Genomic DNA, 16,377 nt, shown 5'->3' with positions numbered 1-16,377 from the left:
AAACCTGCAACTGGGCATGAATATTGAGAAACGAATGTTTACTGATCAATTTTAATCTTCAAAAAACAAATTATATTAATCTTTAAAATTACATTTTTATGAAAAAATACACACTTGCAGTCGTTTCAGTTTTAACCTTATTATTAACTTCTTGTATGGCATCTAAAGACACAAAAAGCGCAGGAAATCTATTTGATACAACTTGGGAACTGGAGTATATTTCTGGACCAAGAATTGCTTTTGAAGGTTTGTATCCGAATAAAAAACCTCAATTAACTTTCGACCAAAAAGAAACAAGAGTTTACGGAAATAACGGATGTAATGGTTACAGCGCGCCATATACTTTAAACGGGAAATCTTTAAGTTTTGGAGAAGCTGGTCCAACAACAATGATGTTTTGTGAAGGTGGAGGAGAACAAGTATTTCTAAAACAAATTAAACAAATTACAAGTTATTCTGTCGATAAAGATGGGAAACTGAATTTAATTCAAGGCGATATACCTGTAATGCGATTCAAAAAAGTAGCTAAACAATAGTTACTTCTTAAGTGAGCCCCAGATGGGCGAAATATTTGTAGAAATAAAAATATCGCAATAGAAAAAGCTCCAGCGGAGCGATATATTTTTTTGTAATGGTAAAATATATCGCTCCGCTGGAGCTTTGTTGTCTATGAATATTATATGTTCTATAAATATTTTGCTTCTCCGAAGCAATCTTTCGGAAATCAAAAAACTTTTAGGGATGTTTAGAAGAATCCTTGTTTAATGCTTTTTCAGTTTATCCTTAAAAACTTTTTCAAATTTTTCTAATTTAGGCTGAATTACCATTCTACAATACGGCTGATTTTTGTTATTCGCATAATAGTTCTGATGATAATCTTCGGCTTTGTAAAAGGCTTTAAATGGTTCCACTTTAGTCACGATTGGACTTTTATAAACTTTAGCTTTATTCAATTCAGAAATAATGCTCTCTGCCGCTTTTTTCTGTTCGGCATTTTTATAAAAAATTACAGAGCGATATTGTGTTCCAACATCTGCGCCCTGACGGTTTAAAGTTGTAGGATCGTGAACGGTAAAAAAGACTTTGAAGATCTCGTTAATATCCGTTACGGTTTTGTCATACGTAATTTGAACAACTTCTGCATGTCCGGTTTCTCCGGTACAAACTTCCTCGTAAGTAGGATTAGCAACATTTCCGCCAGAGAATCCAGAAACGACAGATTTTACTCCATCCAGATTCTCATAAACGGCTTCTACACACCAGTAACAGCCTCCGCCAAGTGTAATCGTTTCTAGATTTGACGCTTTTTTATTTTGCGAAAAGCCATTCAGCGAAAGCGCAAATAAACATATTAAAAGTATATTTTTCATAAATGAGATTATTTGTTGTCTGGAATAAAATCAAGCGCAATTGAATTCATGCAATAACGTTTTCCTGTTGGTTCTGGACCATCGTCGAAAATATGTCCTAAATGTCCGCCGCAACGTCCGCAAAGTGTTTCAATTCGTTCCATTCCAATTGAATTATCTTCTTTAAAAACAATGCTTTTTTTGTTGTCTTGTTCAAAGAAACTTGGCCATCCGCAAGTGCTGGAGAATTTGGCAGTAGATCTGAAAAGTTTGTTTCCGCAAGAAGCACAATAATAGGTTCCTTTTTCGTCTGTATTCCAATATTTTCCTGTAAAAGGTCTTTCTGTATCTGCTTCACGCATAACAGCATAAACATCTTCGGGTAAAACTTTTTTCCATTCGGCGTTACTAACATTCAATTTTGTGGTGTCTGTATTTGAATAATATGGATTTCCCGGTTTAGTAATTATATTTTTTTCCATCGAAATTGGTTTTGCATCCTTTTTGTTGTTTTGTCCGCAAGCCTGTAAAATAAAAAGCGGTAACAAAAAGCAAAGGCTAATAAGTTGAGTTTTAGATTTCATAAACAAATAATAAAAGTTTAACGTGTTAGATCTGTATAAATTTGTAGGCTTCTTTAGTTTTGTAATTCAAAGATACAACTAGATTTAGCCTCGAAATACTGAGTTTCAAAGAATTCAGTTTTTTTTAAGTGTGTTTTAACTTTTTATTAGTTACGTAAAATAGGTCAATGTAGTTTTTATGTCTTAATTTTAACAGCTTTTAATTTTGAACTAAATTTATTTAATTGTAAATCAGAAAGATATAAAAATGTTTGAGGCTTAGATTTTTTGCAATTGCAATTAGGATTTTTAAGCCATTTCTTTTTTCGTATTTTTGTTTGCTTAAGAAGACTTATGACAGAAGAAAAAGTAATATTGGTTAACGAAAATGATGAGCAGATTGGTTTAATGCCAAAATTAGAAGCACATGAAAAAGCGCTTTTGCACCGTGCATTTTCAGTTTTTGTTTTAAACGAACAAAATGAAATCATGCTGCAACAGCGAGCACATCAAAAATATCATTCGCCTTTACTTTGGACGAATACTTGCTGCAGCCATCAACGCGAAGGTGAAACGAACATCGAGGCGGGAAGCAGAAGATTGTTTGAAGAAATGGGTTTTAGAACGGAATTGAAAGAGCTGTTTCATTTTATTTATAAAGCTCCTTTTGATAACGGATTAACAGAGCATGAATTAGATCATGTAATGATTGGATATTATAATGAAAAACCAAACATCAACACAGAAGAAGTTGAAGCTTGGAAATGGATGAAAATTGAAGATGTAAAAACCGATATTCAGAAACAGCCCGAAATTTACACCGTTTGGTTTAAAATAATTTTTGATGAATTTTATCATTATTTAGAAGATCATAAACTTTAATCCAGACCAACCAAAAGCCTAAATGAGAGTAACCATATCAAGAAAAGCACATTTTAATGCTGCACATCGACTACATCGAAAGGATTGGTCATTTGAAAAAAACGACGCTGTTTTTGGAAAATGCAACAATCCTAACTTTCACGGTCATAATTATGGTTTAACAGTAAGCGTTACAGGAAAAATTGACCCCGAAACTGGTTTTGTTTTAGATGTGAAAGTATTGGCGGACATTATACGAGAAGAAGTAGAAATTCCGTTTGATCACAAAAATCTGAATCTGGACGTTCCAGAATTTGCAGATTTAAATCCGACTGCAGAAAATATTGCAGTTGTGATATGGAATAAAATTAGACAACGAATTCATACCGACTTTGATTTGGAAGTCGTTTTGAACGAAACGGAACGCAATTTTGTAACTTATAAAGGAGAATAAAAAATGTCATTAAAAATAGGAGATATAGTTCCGAATTTTACTGCGAAAGACAATCATGGAGAACTTTTTGAAAGTCAAAGCATTTTAGGGAGAAAACCATTGGTAATTTATTTTTATCCAAAAGATAATACGCCTGGCTGTACAACAGAAGCTTGCAGTTTTCGGGATCAATATGAAGATTTCAAAGATTTGGGAGCTGAGGTAATCGGTATTAGCAGTGATAGCGTAAAATCGCATCATAAATTTGCTGCTAAGCATCAATTGCCTTTTATTTTGCTTTCAGATCAAGATAAAAGACTTAGAAAGCTTTTTGGAGTCCGTAATAATTTATTCGGATTGCTTCCAGGGCGCGTAACCTATATTATTGATAAAAATGGTTTGGTGATTTCGATATTTGACAGCGTAAATGCTGCAAAACATATTCCGAAAGCGCTAGAAATCGTTAAAGAATTAGTATCATAAATTTAAATAGTATCACAAACACAATTATTAAACCTAAATATTAGCCTAAAAACATGAACCAAAATTTATACCCTTTGCAATTTGAACCGATTTTGAAAGAAAGAATCTGGGGCGGAGAAAAACTAAAAACAATTCTAAACAAACCAATTGTTTCGAAAATTACAGGCGAAAGCTGGGAATTATCTACCGTAGAAGGAGATGTAAGTGTGGTTGCAAATGGCGATTTAAAAGGAAAATCTTTAACGGATTTAATTAATGAAACGCCAGATGCGATTTTAGGAACTAAAGTTTATGAGCGTTTCGGGAAACAATTTCCGTTACTATTTAAATATCTTGATGCAAGAGAAGACCTTTCTATTCAAGTTCACCCAAACGATAAATTAGCAAAAGAACGTCACAATTCATTCGGAAAAACAGAAATGTGGTACGTAACTCAGGCAGATGCAGATGCTAGAATTATTGTTGGTTTTAAAGAAGATTCTAATAAAGAAGAATATTTAAAACATTTGCACGACAATACTTTGGTTTCAATCTTAGATGATGTAAAAGCGAAGCCAGGAGATGTTTTCTTTTTAGAAACAGGAACTGTTCATGCAATTGGCGCTGGATTGGTGGTTGCCGAAATTCAACAAACTTCTGATATTACCTATAGATTATACGATTTTGATCGTGTAGATGCAAACGGAAACAAAAGAGAACTTCACGTAGATCTTGCATTAGATGCAATTAACTATAATAAAGTAGATACGCAGAAAAAATACGACTCAAAAGTAAATACTTCAAACACAATTGTAGATTGCCCTTATTTTACAACTAACTTTCTTCCTTTAGAAAATAAATTAGAAGTTGCCAAAAACGGAGAAACATTTACAGTATATATGTGTATTGAAGGTAATTTCGAAATCGAATATGACGGATTTAAGCAAGCATATAAAAAAGGGGATACTGTTTTGGTTCCGGCTGCGATAAATGCATTTAATTTAAGCGGAAAAGCTTCAATTTTAGAAATTTACATTTCTTAACACATAATCTAAAGATAATATGTACTTTTGCAGACGCAAATTAAAATTATAATAAAAATGGCAAACGTTAAGAATTTAAAGAAAGACATCAACTTCTTATTAGGAGATATTATTGAGGCAGTTTACTTGTTTGAGATGTCAACAACAGGAAATCCAACTCCAGAAACGAATGCTTTGATCGATGAAGCTATTGCTGCATTCGATACTTTGATTACAAAAGTGAACGCAAAGAACGTTGAAAATAAAAAAGCCCACTTCAAACAAATCAATGTTGAATTAGAACAAACTGCTAATCAATTGATTGAAAAAATCAACGCTTTATAAGCAAAAAAAAGTGTAAAAAAGTGCAAATTTATTTTGGGAAATTGAAAAACCGCTTTATATTTGCACCCGTAATGAGGCCGATGTAGCTCAGCTGGCTAGAGCAGCTGATTTGTAATCAGCAGGTCGTGGGTTCGAGTCCCTCTATCGGCTCAACGGAAACCATCACAGAAATGTGATGGTTTTTTACTTAAAAATGAGAGGCAGATTTATTTTGTAATATCAAAAAACAATTTTATATTTGCACCCGAAATAACGCCGATGTAGCTCAGCTGGCTAGAGCAGCTGATTTGTAATCAGCAGGTCGTGGGTTCGAGTCCCTCTATCGGCTCAAAAAACCATTCACTTTGTGAGTGGTTTTTTTTTTGCTCAAAATTGAAATTTTACGTTTCAGGTTTCATGTTTGAAGTTTCAGGTTGTCTTAGGAATTCAAATTTAGAATTTCTTTTTTGTTAATTTAATTTAATGTTTTTTTAGAAATATTTTTCCTATGTTTGTTAGATAACCTAAAAACATTATAATCGATGGAAGAAACTTCAGCATTTGAAAAATTTGAATTGCAGTTAGACAGCACTGCAAAAGACTTTTTAAAAGAAACAGCTAAATGGGCTTATTTCTTGTCTATACTAGGGTTTATTGGACTAGGATTTTTAGTTTTGATTGCCATTTTTGCAGGGGCAATTTTCTCTACAATCGGAAATACTGTGCCAGGAATGGGAGTTTATGGTAGTTCATTTGGAGCGATGATGACTTTCATTTACTTATTAATGGCGGCTCTTTATTTTTTTCCAGTTTACTATTTGTACAAATTTAGTTCAAATACAAAAAAAGCGTTTAGAGACAATGATTCTGGTGCCCTTACAGATTCATTAGGATATCTAAAATCGCACTATAAATTTATTGGGGTTTTAATGGTTGTTTTACTTGGCTTTTATGCACTTATTTTTGTGTTTGCTATTCTTGCAGGTTTAATGGGAAGATAAAACTTTACATTTGCATATAAAAAAAGGCTCTGAATTTTCAGAGCCTTTTTGTTGATATATACGAAATATTATTCTGCAGTTTGTGCTGGTGTTTGCTGTTGTTTTTTCAAATCCTCAACATATTTAGTCAGTTTCTTTCCGTAAAGCGATTTTGCAACTTTAGGAGTCATAGATTTCTGAATAGTATCTAGAAATTTAATGTTGATGTCATAAATTTCAGCTAGGGCAATATAAGGTGCTACTTCGTGATCTTTATTGTTCAAGGCGAAGTTTGTAGCGTAAAGATATTTTCTCCTAATATTAGATTCTCCCTTTTTAATCAAACTGTCTAAGGCTTTCTGGTCTTGTCTTTTTATTGCTTTAAAACGAGGTTCTACCATAGAAAGATTTTCTTCTACAAAACGAGAGTTTATTTTTTTATATTCTTCGTATAATTCTTGGTTTTTTGATCCAGTAATTTTAGCACCTCCAATAAAATTATCTAAATTAGTTTCAATGTTTATGTTTCCTGGTTCAGCAAAGAATAAGATATTATTATCTAGAGAATTTGTCACACCACGATCTAAAAATAAATATAACATCTCTGGCGAATCTAATTTGATATCTCTTTCAAAAGTAGCGTTTCCATCTATTTTGATACTGTCTATTGCAACAAGCGATGTGTCAACAATTCTTTGAATATATAAAGTTCCGTTCTTTAATCCTTTTATATTTCCTGTCAGGTGTAAGCCGTCAGTAGTTTCTTTTTTGCTGCAAGATGCAAGTAAGGCAAGAGTAGCAAAAGCAATTAATGTTTTTTTCATTGGTTTCTTAGATTTTGCTGCAAAATAAAGAAAATAGTTTAAATGTAATGAGCCTGAAGTTTTATTTTTATAAAAAAATAAATCCCAATCTATTTCTAAATTGGGATTTAAAATAATGTTATAAAAGGTTTTACATTGATAAACTGAATACCAAACCGTTTTCGTGAGTATAGGTGTAGATAGCGTCACAGTCGTTATTTCCATAATCTATTACACCATTTATTATTCCACCTTGAATTTTTAATTTTCCTTTAGAAATAAAAGTGCAAGAGTATTTTTTAGTTAATGTTTCTGTTACTGTTAAAGTAAGAGTAGTTCCTGATGGAGAAGTAATCGTTTGTGTTCCTTCAGGGATTTCGTAAACATTGTCAGTTAAAACAAAAGGAGTGTCAACACCAGCAGTTTGTTTTGTTGTGTAAATTCCAGAATTTGTATAAACTCCGCCTTGTAGGTCTGTTAATTTTCCGTTAGTTACTTTTCTTGTCCATTGTGGTACAGAAGGTGTACTTGTTGTATTTGTATATTCGATTGTTCCTTCCAGTTTTAGGTTATTGATGTAATAATCTATTCTCTCGATAGTCATTTTACTTCCGGTTGTAGTAACTGGTGCCGTAAGAGTGATTTTAAGTTTTCCTTTTCTGGTTAGAGTTTCGTCTTTACATCCTGCTGTTCCGAAATCTAATAAAAATACTTTAGGATAGGCTGTTCCTTCTGGTGTTGTAACTGTAATTGCAGCGCAAATTCCTGGTTGTGTTTCGGCAGTTTTTGCAGTAGTTGTGGAGTTCGCAGTAACCAAAAGACCTGTATTAACATCCATAGCCGTCGATGCGTCTACAGCAAGTGATGCCGCAACGTTTGTTAAATCTGTTGAAGAGTTGTTGTCGTTACTATCATCACTACTTGAGCAAGAAACATATAAAAATGCTGTGGCACAAATAGTTGAAAGTAAAATAGCAGTTTTTTTCATAGTGGTATTTGTTTTTAGTTAGATAAATAAGGCAATCAAATGTAATAAAAAATGAATTACAATAGAAAAATCCTGTAATGGTTAGTTACAGGATATTATAACGAATTTTTGGAGAAAAAATTATAATCAAACAGATTTATAATAATCGCTTTTGGCCTTTCTTATTTTCTTGTATTCTTCCCAATTGAAACGGTTTAGAAAGTCGGCGGCATTTTGTGCTCCTCTAATAAAAAGATCAATTTTAGCATCATCGGTAAGATTAAAATTCAGCCAATTATGACTTCCAGTATCAATGTATCCGATTAAATTTTTAAAATCAGGATTTTTTCTTAGAAATTCAGAATCGTAGCCATATCTCGCGGTGTCAAACATGGAGCTGATTAAATTGGAGAACTTCTCATTTTTATTGATTTCATTTTTATCGTAGCCCAATTTAATTCCGAAAGTTGGAGAAGCAGGAACATTTAAATTTTCATGAAAAATATCTATAGGAAAATTAGAAATAATTCCGCCATCCATAAACATTACTTCAGAAGGAACGGAAGTTCTTAAGCAAGTTGCTTCATTCCATTTGTTCCAAGATTCAACGCCGCCTGGAATATTTTTAATTTTGAAAGGACTAAAAAATAGTGGAATAGACATTGATGCTCGAACAAAATCGGCTGGGTTCTGAACATTTGGATTTGCATAAAATAAATCCATCATTTTCGGAAATACAATTTTGCTTTCAGTTGTAATATCTGCGGCAATTATGGCCATTTCGCTCCAATGATCTGTTCTTTTATATTCTTCTTTATCGCCGAGATTAACTCTATTAATGCGGAATAATTTATTATTGTCTGAAACTCCTTTTTCTCTTAAAGCTTTTAAATCCGCATAATTTTTTATTCCTTTTTGAGAAAGCAAATTGGTCATCCATTGATGGAAATTATTTCCTGGATTCAGTCCTAAATCATCTTTAAAATTATCGATGACCTGAGTTCCTTTAATGATCAATTTTAGATTTCCTGCATCGCTCAATAATGCATCAATAAATTCGCGTGCATCTCTATCGCCATCAACAAAATCATATAAGTTTTTGTTGCATAAACAATCCAAAATCCATTCAGATTTTTCTACATCGCAAGTTCCTGCGGCCGCCATTAACATTGTGTTAATGCTTCCTGCGGACGTGCCTGCAAGGCTTAAAAATCGTATTCCCATTTTTTCTAAAACGTACACGTATCCGATTAAAGCAATTCCGAGTACGCCTCCGCCTTCTTGCACGAGATCAACATATTGATAATTATTTTTATCTGTGATATCTGAGAATTTTTTGTCTTTAAGTTGGTCCTTTAAATCTTTTATAATTGCTAGAACTGTCCCATTTTCTGTAAACTTTCTTTTATCCATGATTTCTAGATTTTGTTGTAATTGGTTGGTTATCAAAATTATGTAAAGAGTGTTTTTGAGAAAAGGGGAGAATTGCCCTTTTTTGAAGGGTATTTTTAGTCAAAAAAAAATCCCGCAAAACTTAATTTGCAGGATTTTAAAAAATATTATTTTTTTGAATGCTTATTTGATCATTTCAAAACTTCTTTTCACGAAAGCAGTAAGTGCTTCACCTTTTAAAAGATTTTGAGATAATTTAGCTAAATCTAAAGCTTGTTTTACCAAATGTTCTTGGTGTGTTTTGTCTTCTGTGTTCAATATATTTGAAGCTAAATCAGAATTTGTATTTACAACCAAATTGTACATTTCTGGCATATTGCCCATTCCGAACATTCCGCCGCCGCCAGTTTGGCTCATTTCTTTCATTCTACGCATAAATTCTGGTTGCGTAATAATAAATGGAGCAGCTTGAGAATCCATAGCTTCTAACTGAACGCTGTAAGCTTTTGGAATATAAGCTTCTAAAGAAGTTTTTAAAGTTGCTTTTTCTTCTTCAGATAATTTAGAAATCGTGTTTTCGTCTTTCTTAATCAAATTATCGATATGATCAGAATCTACACGTACGAAAGTTAATCCGCTATTGTCATTCTCAATTTTCTGAATTAAATGCGAAATAATTGGAGAATCTAAAAGCAATACTTCGTAACCTTTATCTTTCGCTGCTTCAATATAAGAGTGCTGTGCATCTTTATTTCCTGCATAAAGAACAACCAATTTTCCGTCTTTGTCAGTTTGGTTTTCTTTCAGTTTTTCTTTTAATTCTTCTAGAGTAAAATAAGTATTATCTACAGTTGGATACAAAACAAATGCACCAGCTTTTTCGTAGAATTTATCTTCAGAAAGCATTCCGTACTCTAAAACAATTTTAATATCGTTCCATTTTTCTTCAAAATCAGCACGGTTTTCGTTAAATAATGCTTTTAATTTATCTGCAACTTTACGAGTAATGTAGTTAGAAATTTTCTTAACAGCGCCATCTGCCTGTAAACCAGAGCGAGAAACGTTTAACGGAATATCTGGAGAATCGATAACACCTTTTAACATTGTCAAGAATTCAGGTACAATTCCTTCTACGTTATCTGTAACGTAAACTTGGTTTTGATACAATTGAATTTTGTCTTTCTGGATTTGCATGTCGTTTCCTAGTTTAGGAAAATACAAAATACCAGTTAAGTTAAACGGATAATCTACATTTAAATGAATGTGGAATAATGGCTCTTCGAACTGCATTGGGTACAATTCTCTGTAGAAGTTTTTATAATCTTCATCAGATAATTCAGAAGGCTGTTTTGTCCAAGCTGGGTTTGGATTGTTTATGAAATTGTCAATTTCAACAGTTTCATTAACATAATCTTCAGGAGCGTCTTCTGGTTTTGGAAGAGTTTCTGTTCTAGTTCCGAATTTAATTGGAATAGGCATAAACTTGTTATACTTATTCAATAAACCGCTGATTTTAGAATCGTCTAAAAATTCTAAAGAATCTTCAGCAATATGAAGAATAATTTCAGTTCCGCGTGAAGTTTTGTCAGCTGGTTCTAAAGTAAATTCAGGACTTCCGTCGCATGTCCAATGTGCAGCTGGTTCGTCTTTATATGATTTTGTAATGATTTCAACTTTTTCAGCTACCATAAAAGCAGAATAGAAACCAAGACCAAAGTGACCGATAATTCCAGAATCTTTAGCAGAATCTTTGTATTTATCTAAAAATTCTTCAGCTCCAGAAAAAGCAACCTGATTGATGTATTTTTCAACTTCATCAGCCGTCATACCTAAACCTTGATCGATAATGTGGATTTTTTTACCTTCTTTATCCACTTTAACTTCAATAATTGGGTTTCCGTATTCTACTTTAGCTTCTCCGATGCTAATAAGATGTTTTAATTTTAAAGTAGCATCAGTACCATTAGAAACAAGCTCGCGCAAGAAAATTTCGTGGTCGCTGTATAAGAACTTTTTAATTAAGGGAAAAATGTTTTCTACTGAAACATTAATTTTACCTGTTGCCATATTTTTTAAATTTTTATTTAATGTGATGATTTTCATTTATTCAAATAGAATACCAATTGTTTTTAGGGTGACAAAATGTCTTAAATGTTAATTTTGAAAGAAAATAATTAGATTTTAAAACCAAACATATTTCTACGAATCGTATATTTGTGGTATAATAATTGTTAAACTTGTAAGTATTAACTTAAAAAAAATAAGCAAAATGAAGAAAATATTTTTTATTTGTCTGATAGCCACGATGTTTTTTGCGTGTAAATCAGCTTCGACAACAGCTTCATCTGAAGCGACTACACTTTCGACTAAACTTGACAAGAAAACCCAAGTAGCTCTAAAAGGAAATTGGGTACTTACAAATGTAACTTATCCTGGTTCAGATTATATCAAAGTAAATTCATTTGATTTGGCAGATTCAAAATGTTTTATTGGAAGTAACTGGAGTTTTATTTCAAATAACAACAAAGGAAATATGGCTTTAACATCGCCAAGCTGTACAGCATTTTCTTCGCCAATTGTTTGGAGTATCAATAATCAAGGTATGTTTGTGCTTAAAATTCTTGATGCGGGAGAAAAAGCTAAAAAAGTAAGAGATGGTTACTTGCTAAAAGTGGGAAGTGTGACTGAAAGTTCATTTCAGTTAATTGATAATATAAATGTTGGAGGTCAGGTTAAAGATGTGACTTACCAATTTCAAAGAGCCAATTAATATTTAAAGATATAAGAATATGAAAAAGATAACAGTTTTAGGATTAAGTAGTTTAATGGTTATTGCTAGTTTTTTTACTAGTTGTGATTCAGTAAAAAATGCAAATAACACGCAAAAAGGTGCCGGAATTGGTGCAGTTGCTGGAGGTGTTATCGGAGCTGTATTAGGAAATAATTTAGGAAAAGGCGGAAACGCTGCTTTAGGAGCTGCAATTGGAGCTGCTGTAGGTGGTGGAACTGGAGCTTTGATCGGAAACAAAATGGATAAACAAGCTCGTGAAATCGATCAAGCTTTACCAGGCGCTTCTGTAGAAAGAGTTGGAGAAGGTATTCATTTAACTTTGAATGAAAACTCAGTTCGTTTTGATACAAACAAATCTACTTTGACTTCTACAGCAAAAGCTAATTTAGATAAATTGGTTCCAGTATTTAATGAATACGGAGATACTGATATTCAAATTTTTGGATATACTGATAATACAGGAAAACCAGAATATAATTTAACACTTTCTGGACAAAGAGCTGCTTCTGTACAAGCTTATTTAGTTGCTAAAGGATTAAAATCTAGCCGTTTCAAAACTTCAGGTTTAGGAATTGCAGATCCAATTGCAACAAATGATACTCCAGAAGGAAGAGCGCAAAACCGTCGTGTTGAATTCTCAATTACTGCGAATGACAAAATGGTAAATGACGCTAAAGCAGAAGCTGGAAAATAATTTCAAAACAAAATAAAATATAAAAAAAGCTGTTTCATAATTGAAGCAGCTTTTTTTTGACATTAGAAATTAAACATTGTAAATTTGACCTCTCATATTACAACTCATGCTTGACATTCAAAATATATCTTTTTCATATACCGATACGCCAGTTATCAAAAACGTCTCTTTCACTATTAATAAAGGTGATAATATTGCTATTATTGGAGAAAGTGGTTGCGGTAAAAGTACGCTGCTTAAACTTATCTATGGTTTGTATGATTTAGACGAAGGAAAAATATTTTATAATGATAAACCTATTCTGGGACCAAAGTTTAATTTGATTCCCGGAATGCCATACATGAAATATTTGGCTCAGGACTTTGATTTGTCTCCATATGAAACGGTGGCAGAAAATGTTGGGAAATTCCTTTCGAATGGTTTTGCGAACATGAAAAAACTCCGTGTTCAGGAATTATTAGAAATGGTCGAAATGGAACAATTTTCTAATGTAAAAACAAAATTCTTAAGTGGAGGACAACAGCAAAGAGTTGCACTAGTTAGAGTTTTAGCTCTAGAACCAGAAGTTATTTTGTTAGACGAACCGTTTAGTCAAATTGATGCTTTTAGAAAAAATGCTTTGCGACGAAATTTATTTCGCTATTTAAAACAAAAAGGAATTACCTGTATTATTGCAACACACGATAGTACAGATGCTTTGTCTTTTGCAGACGAAGCTATTGTAATGCGTTATGGTGAAGTGATTAAAAAAGATAATCCCACTAAAATATACGAAGATCCGCAGATAAAATATGTAGCTTCTCTATTTGGTGAAGTCAATGAAGTGGCAACGCATTTGTTGCTTCCTTATGAAGATGAAACGCATAAAACATTAGTTTATCCGCATCAGTTTAAAATGGTTTCAGAATCTAGATTGAAGGTAAAAATTAGAAGAACTTATTTTAGAGGAAGTCATTTTCTAATTGAAACGGTTCATAAAAGACAATTGATTTTCTTTGAAAGTGAAATCGATTTACCGCTGGAACAAGAAGTGTTTTTAGTTTTAAATTATTTATAAAAAGAAACCCGATAGTATTTGCTATCGGGTTTCTTTTTATGAAAGATTGAAATTAATTTTTCAAATATTTTTCTAAGAATTGATCTTGTTCCCAAAGTAAGTGAAGAATATTTTCTTTGGCAGCATATCCATGAGATTCTTTCGGAAGAATAACCATTCTAGCTGGCGCTCCTAATCCTTTCAAAGCTTGGAAATATCTTTCTGTCTGCAAAGTAAAAGTTCCTGGATTGTTATCTGCTTCACCATGAACTAATAAAATCGGAGTTTTCATTTTATCAGCATTCATAAAAGGAGACATTGTGTTGTATACTTCAGGAACTTCCCAGTAATTTCTTTGTTCTGTCTGAAACCCGAAAGGCGTTAAAGTTCTGTTGTAAGCACCGCTTCTTGCAATTCCGCATGCAAAAAGATTCGAGTGAGTTAATAAATTTGCAGTCATAAATGCTCCATAAGAGTGTCCTCCAACGGCTACTTTTTTACGATTGATATATCCTAAAGCATCAACAGCATCTATAGCCGCGGCCGCATTATCTACCAATTGCGAAATAAAGTTATCGTTTGGTTCCGTTGTTCCTTCTCCAATAATTGGGAAAGCTGCATCATCTAAAACGACATATCCTTTTGTTACCCAATATACAAATGATCCATAATATGGAAATGTGAATTCATTTGAGTTTTGAGTCGATTGTGAAGCACTATTTCTGTCTTTATATTCTGCTGGATAAGCCCAGATTAATAAAGGAAGTTTTTCTTTTTTAGTTTTGTCATAACCAGCAGGAAGATATAAAGTTCCAGAAAGTTCTAAACCATCTTTACGTTTGTATTTTATAACTTCTTTGCTTACGTTTTTGATGCTTTCAAACGGATTTTTGAAATCGGTAATTGGCGTTAAGCTGTTTGGTTTTTTGATGTTTTTAAAATAGTAATTTGGATATTCGGTTTTAGATTGAACCTGCACCAAAATTTTTCCAGACTTAAAATCTTCAATTTCATAAATATCTTCTTTTTTATCTTTATAAGGTGAAGTATAAATACGTTTAGATTTTAAAGTTTCAAGATTAAATTCATCAACAAAAGGAAATTGACCGTTTTTAGTATAGCCATCTCCAATTCTATAAAGATTGTTTTTTTCAATAGCTAAAACATATTTGTTGTAAGCATTTTTCTTTGTTTCGAAATTTCCTGGATCTGAGTAAACATCTTGAGAATTTCTATCTGTAATAAGTTTTGGCTGTTGGCTAGGATTTGATGGATTAATCAAATAAGTTTTAGTGTTTCTAGTATCATACCATTCGTCTGATATAACCGCCAAATTATCACTACCCCACATAATATTGCTGAAACGCTGTGGCAATTTTACTAATGATGTAGCATCTTTATCAAAAGGAGCATCCCAAAGAAAAACTTCGTCTCTAAAATCTACTTTTTTAGCTGGATCACCTTCATCTAAAGCTACTGCATAAGATAATGTTGCTGGTTTGTCATTTCTCCATGCCATATCTCTTTTTCCTTTACGAACAGCCATAAAACCTTTTGGCATAATCTCATTTAGAGGGACTTCGTTTACAGTTTTGATTTCTTTTCCGTTTATATTGTATACAATGGTTTTAGATGGAAATCTATTTAAAGGAACTACGTAAGAAAATGGTTTTTGAATTGTAGTCAGCATAATGTAATTTCCATCTGGTGAAATTCTTTCTCCAGCAAACATTGCCGCTTCTTTAAATAAAACGGCATCACCATTTAGTTTAACTTTATATAGTTCAGAAGTGACGCTATTTTCGAAATTCGCTTCGTCATTTTTATTTTTCAACATATCAGGATAAGTTCTGTTTTGTGATTTTTCTCCAGAAGTGTTAGAAATAATTGGACCAGTTGGCAAATCCTTTTTTGAATCTAAAAGTGCTGGTCTGTTTTTTGGAAGCATTTTAACTAAAATAGTTTCATTGTCTAATAACCAGCTAAATGGATTTCCAAGATTTGCATTTACATTCGCCTCTGTAAGTTTTGCAGCCTGAGCCGATGCTACATCTAAAACCCAAAGTTCTACACCAGAAGCTGCGGTGTGAGAGAAAAGAATTTTTTTATCATTTGGCGACCAAAGAATATTGGCAATTTTAGGATTTTCAGGAAGACCTTTTACTTGAACATCTTCTTTGCCGCTAATTTTTCTAAGTTTAAGATTAGTAACGTAAGTTACTGTGCTTGAAATATTAGTTACAGGATTAATTCTCAAACCTGCCAAACGAACTTCATCTTGATTTAAATCGTCAAGAGTTTTATACGTATTTCTATAAGTTAAAAGCATATTTTCCTTTTTTGTATCCATAGATACAGAAGGAGGTCTCTGATAATCTGCTAAATCTAAAATAGATTTAGAAGGTTTTTGATAAGTTAAATTCTCTTGAGCATAAGAGAAGAAGCTTATGTTTAAAAATAACAACAGCGTAACCTTTAATTTCATAGTTTGAATTTTAGTGATTTATAAATGGGATTCAAAATGTTTGACTAAGATACTTTCATCTTGTTACATTTTAAGTCTGTTTTTTAATTTTTTTCGGTTTTTGTAACAGAAAATTGTCTTTTCAAGAAGTAATTGATGCTATCTTGCCTTATTATTAAAATATATTAAATTGCTAATTACGAAAAAAATAGTATTTTGTATACGTATATTTTAAA

Annotated in this window: 17 protein-coding genes and 2 tRNA genes; 12 read left to right on the top strand and 7 right to left on the bottom strand. The window is 32.4% G+C overall.

The genetic code is table 11. The features are described from left to right. Positions 1–98: 98 nt before the first annotated feature. Positions 99–536, top strand: coding sequence for an META domain-containing protein (locus NYQ10_RS01275; protein WP_276172174.1), 438 nt, complete (start codon positions 99–101; stop codon positions 534–536). Positions 537–761: 225 nt separating this feature from the next. Here the strand turns inward: NYQ10_RS01275 and msrA are convergent, their stop codons facing one another. Further along, the gene (gene msrA, locus NYQ10_RS01270; protein ID WP_289878570.1) at positions 762–1,370 is read right to left on the bottom strand and encodes a peptide-methionine (S)-S-oxide reductase MsrA; all 609 of its coding nucleotides are present in this window, start codon (positions 1,368–1,370) and stop codon (positions 762–764) included. 8 nt (positions 1,371–1,378) lie between these two features. Then, the gene (gene msrB / locus NYQ10_RS01265) at positions 1,379–1,933 is read right to left on the bottom strand and encodes a peptide-methionine (R)-S-oxide reductase MsrB (protein ID WP_289878569.1); all 555 of its coding nucleotides are present in this window, start codon (positions 1,931–1,933) and stop codon (positions 1,379–1,381) included. Positions 1,934–2,266: 333 nt separating this feature from the next. Between msrB and idi the strand changes: the two genes are divergently transcribed. From idi to NYQ10_RS01225, 8 genes are all read left to right on the top strand, one after another. Then, positions 2,267–2,794 carry an isopentenyl-diphosphate Delta-isomerase gene (gene idi / locus NYQ10_RS01260; protein WP_289878568.1) on the top strand — a complete coding sequence of 176 codons (528 nt, stop codon included), beginning with the start codon at positions 2,267–2,269 and terminating at the stop codon, positions 2,792–2,794. A gap of 22 nt (positions 2,795–2,816) precedes the next feature. Then, positions 2,817–3,227 (top strand): 6-carboxytetrahydropterin synthase, encoded by a 411-nt coding sequence (locus NYQ10_RS01255; protein WP_248728184.1) that lies wholly within the window; start codon positions 2,817–2,819, stop codon positions 3,225–3,227. Positions 3,228–3,230: 3 nt separating this feature from the next. Further along, complete coding sequence (locus tag NYQ10_RS01250; RefSeq protein ID WP_289878567.1) at positions 3,231–3,689, top strand: peroxiredoxin; 459 nt, start codon at positions 3,231–3,233, stop codon at positions 3,687–3,689. Positions 3,690–3,742: 53 nt separating this feature from the next. Further along, positions 3,743–4,711, top strand: coding sequence for a type I phosphomannose isomerase catalytic subunit (locus NYQ10_RS01245; protein WP_289878566.1), 969 nt, complete (start codon positions 3,743–3,745; stop codon positions 4,709–4,711). Between the two features lie 57 nt (positions 4,712–4,768). After that, positions 4,769–5,035, top strand: coding sequence for a hypothetical protein (locus NYQ10_RS01240; RefSeq protein WP_289878565.1), 267 nt, complete (start codon positions 4,769–4,771; stop codon positions 5,033–5,035). A gap of 76 nt (positions 5,036–5,111) precedes the next feature. Further along, a tRNA-Thr gene (locus NYQ10_RS01235) sits at positions 5,112–5,185 on the top strand. Between the two features lie 104 nt (positions 5,186–5,289). Beyond that, positions 5,290–5,363: transfer RNA gene (locus NYQ10_RS01230), tRNA-Thr, on the top strand. Positions 5,364–5,556: 193 nt separating this feature from the next. Continuing rightward, complete coding sequence (locus NYQ10_RS01225) at positions 5,557–6,015, top strand: DUF5362 family protein (RefSeq protein ID WP_289878564.1); 459 nt, start codon at positions 5,557–5,559, stop codon at positions 6,013–6,015. A gap of 68 nt (positions 6,016–6,083) precedes the next feature. On the opposite strand, the gene NYQ10_RS01220 is transcribed toward NYQ10_RS01225, so the two are convergent. From NYQ10_RS01220 to htpG, 4 genes are all read right to left on the bottom strand, one after another. Further along, positions 6,084–6,818: a DUF4369 domain-containing protein gene (locus NYQ10_RS01220; protein WP_289878563.1), complete on the bottom strand. Its 735-nt coding sequence runs from the start codon at positions 6,816–6,818 to the stop codon at positions 6,084–6,086. A 130-nt stretch (positions 6,819–6,948) separates the two neighbouring features. Next, the gene (locus NYQ10_RS01215; RefSeq protein ID WP_289878562.1) at positions 6,949–7,785 is read right to left on the bottom strand and encodes a hypothetical protein; all 837 of its coding nucleotides are present in this window, start codon (positions 7,783–7,785) and stop codon (positions 6,949–6,951) included. 126 nt (positions 7,786–7,911) lie between these two features. After that, positions 7,912–9,177, bottom strand: coding sequence for a patatin-like phospholipase family protein (locus NYQ10_RS01210; protein WP_289878561.1), 1,266 nt, complete (start codon positions 9,175–9,177; stop codon positions 7,912–7,914). A 162-nt stretch (positions 9,178–9,339) separates the two neighbouring features. Next, positions 9,340–11,223 (bottom strand): molecular chaperone HtpG, encoded by a 1,884-nt coding sequence (gene htpG, locus NYQ10_RS01205; protein WP_289878560.1) that lies wholly within the window; start codon positions 11,221–11,223, stop codon positions 9,340–9,342. Between the two features lie 202 nt (positions 11,224–11,425). Between htpG and NYQ10_RS01200 the strand changes: the two genes are divergently transcribed. The 3 genes from NYQ10_RS01200 to NYQ10_RS01190 all read left to right on the top strand — a co-directional run bounded on the left by NYQ10_RS01200 (position 11,426) and on the right by NYQ10_RS01190 (position 13,698). Further along, on the top strand, positions 11,426–11,926 hold the full coding sequence (locus tag NYQ10_RS01200) for a lipocalin family protein (protein WP_289878559.1): 501 nt from the start codon (positions 11,426–11,428) through the stop codon (positions 11,924–11,926). A 19-nt stretch (positions 11,927–11,945) separates the two neighbouring features. Further along, positions 11,946–12,641, top strand: coding sequence for an OmpA family protein (locus NYQ10_RS01195; protein ID WP_276172194.1), 696 nt, complete (start codon positions 11,946–11,948; stop codon positions 12,639–12,641). A gap of 106 nt (positions 12,642–12,747) precedes the next feature. Beyond that, the gene (locus tag NYQ10_RS01190) at positions 12,748–13,698 is read left to right on the top strand and encodes an ABC transporter ATP-binding protein (protein WP_289878557.1); all 951 of its coding nucleotides are present in this window, start codon (positions 12,748–12,750) and stop codon (positions 13,696–13,698) included. A gap of 52 nt (positions 13,699–13,750) precedes the next feature. Here NYQ10_RS01190 and NYQ10_RS01185 read toward each other — a convergent pair whose 3' ends face one another. Then, complete coding sequence (locus NYQ10_RS01185; RefSeq protein ID WP_289878556.1) at positions 13,751–16,162, bottom strand: S9 family peptidase; 2,412 nt, start codon at positions 16,160–16,162, stop codon at positions 13,751–13,753. Positions 16,163–16,377 lie beyond the last annotated feature (215 nt).

The sequence above is a fragment of the Flavobacterium johnsoniae genome (genome assembly GCF_030388325.1).
Lineage (GTDB): Bacteria > Bacteroidota > Bacteroidia > Flavobacteriales > Flavobacteriaceae > Flavobacterium > Flavobacterium johnsoniae_C.
This window is presented reverse-complemented; position numbering and strand designations above follow the sequence as displayed.

Bases quoted from the DNA above. Each gene is read 5' to 3' on its own strand.
- htpG (WP_289878560.1), bottom strand. From the start codon at position 11,223: ATGGCAACAGGTAAAATTAATGTTTCAGTAGAAAACATTTTTCCCTTA.
- NYQ10_RS01250 (WP_289878567.1), top strand. From the start codon at position 3,231: ATGTCATTAAAAATAGGAGATATAGTTCCGAATTTTACTGCGAAAGAC.
- NYQ10_RS01240 (WP_289878565.1), top strand. From the start codon at position 4,769: ATGGCAAACGTTAAGAATTTAAAGAAAGACATCAACTTCTTATTAGGA.
- msrB (WP_289878569.1), bottom strand. From the start codon at position 1,933: ATGAAATCTAAAACTCAACTTATTAGCCTTTGCTTTTTGTTACCGCTT.
- NYQ10_RS01210 (WP_289878561.1), bottom strand. From the start codon at position 9,177: ATGGATAAAAGAAAGTTTACAGAAAATGGGACAGTTCTAGCAATTATA.
- NYQ10_RS01195 (WP_276172194.1), top strand. From the start codon at position 11,946: ATGAAAAAGATAACAGTTTTAGGATTAAGTAGTTTAATGGTTATTGCT.
- idi (WP_289878568.1), top strand. From the start codon at position 2,267: ATGACAGAAGAAAAAGTAATATTGGTTAACGAAAATGATGAGCAGATT.
- NYQ10_RS01275 (WP_276172174.1), top strand. From the start codon at position 99: ATGAAAAAATACACACTTGCAGTCGTTTCAGTTTTAACCTTATTATTA.
- msrA (WP_289878570.1), bottom strand. From the start codon at position 1,370: ATGAAAAATATACTTTTAATATGTTTATTTGCGCTTTCGCTGAATGGC.
- NYQ10_RS01245 (WP_289878566.1), top strand. From the start codon at position 3,743: ATGAACCAAAATTTATACCCTTTGCAATTTGAACCGATTTTGAAAGAA.
- NYQ10_RS01225 (WP_289878564.1), top strand. From the start codon at position 5,557: ATGGAAGAAACTTCAGCATTTGAAAAATTTGAATTGCAGTTAGACAGC.
- NYQ10_RS01190 (WP_289878557.1), top strand. From the start codon at position 12,748: ATGCTTGACATTCAAAATATATCTTTTTCATATACCGATACGCCAGTT.
- NYQ10_RS01215 (WP_289878562.1), bottom strand. From the start codon at position 7,785: ATGAAAAAAACTGCTATTTTACTTTCAACTATTTGTGCCACAGCATTT.
- NYQ10_RS01255 (WP_248728184.1), top strand. From the start codon at position 2,817: ATGAGAGTAACCATATCAAGAAAAGCACATTTTAATGCTGCACATCGA.
- NYQ10_RS01185 (WP_289878556.1), bottom strand. From the start codon at position 16,162: ATGAAATTAAAGGTTACGCTGTTGTTATTTTTAAACATAAGCTTCTTC.
- NYQ10_RS01220 (WP_289878563.1), bottom strand. From the start codon at position 6,818: ATGAAAAAAACATTAATTGCTTTTGCTACTCTTGCCTTACTTGCATCT.
- NYQ10_RS01200 (WP_289878559.1), top strand. From the start codon at position 11,426: ATGAAGAAAATATTTTTTATTTGTCTGATAGCCACGATGTTTTTTGCG.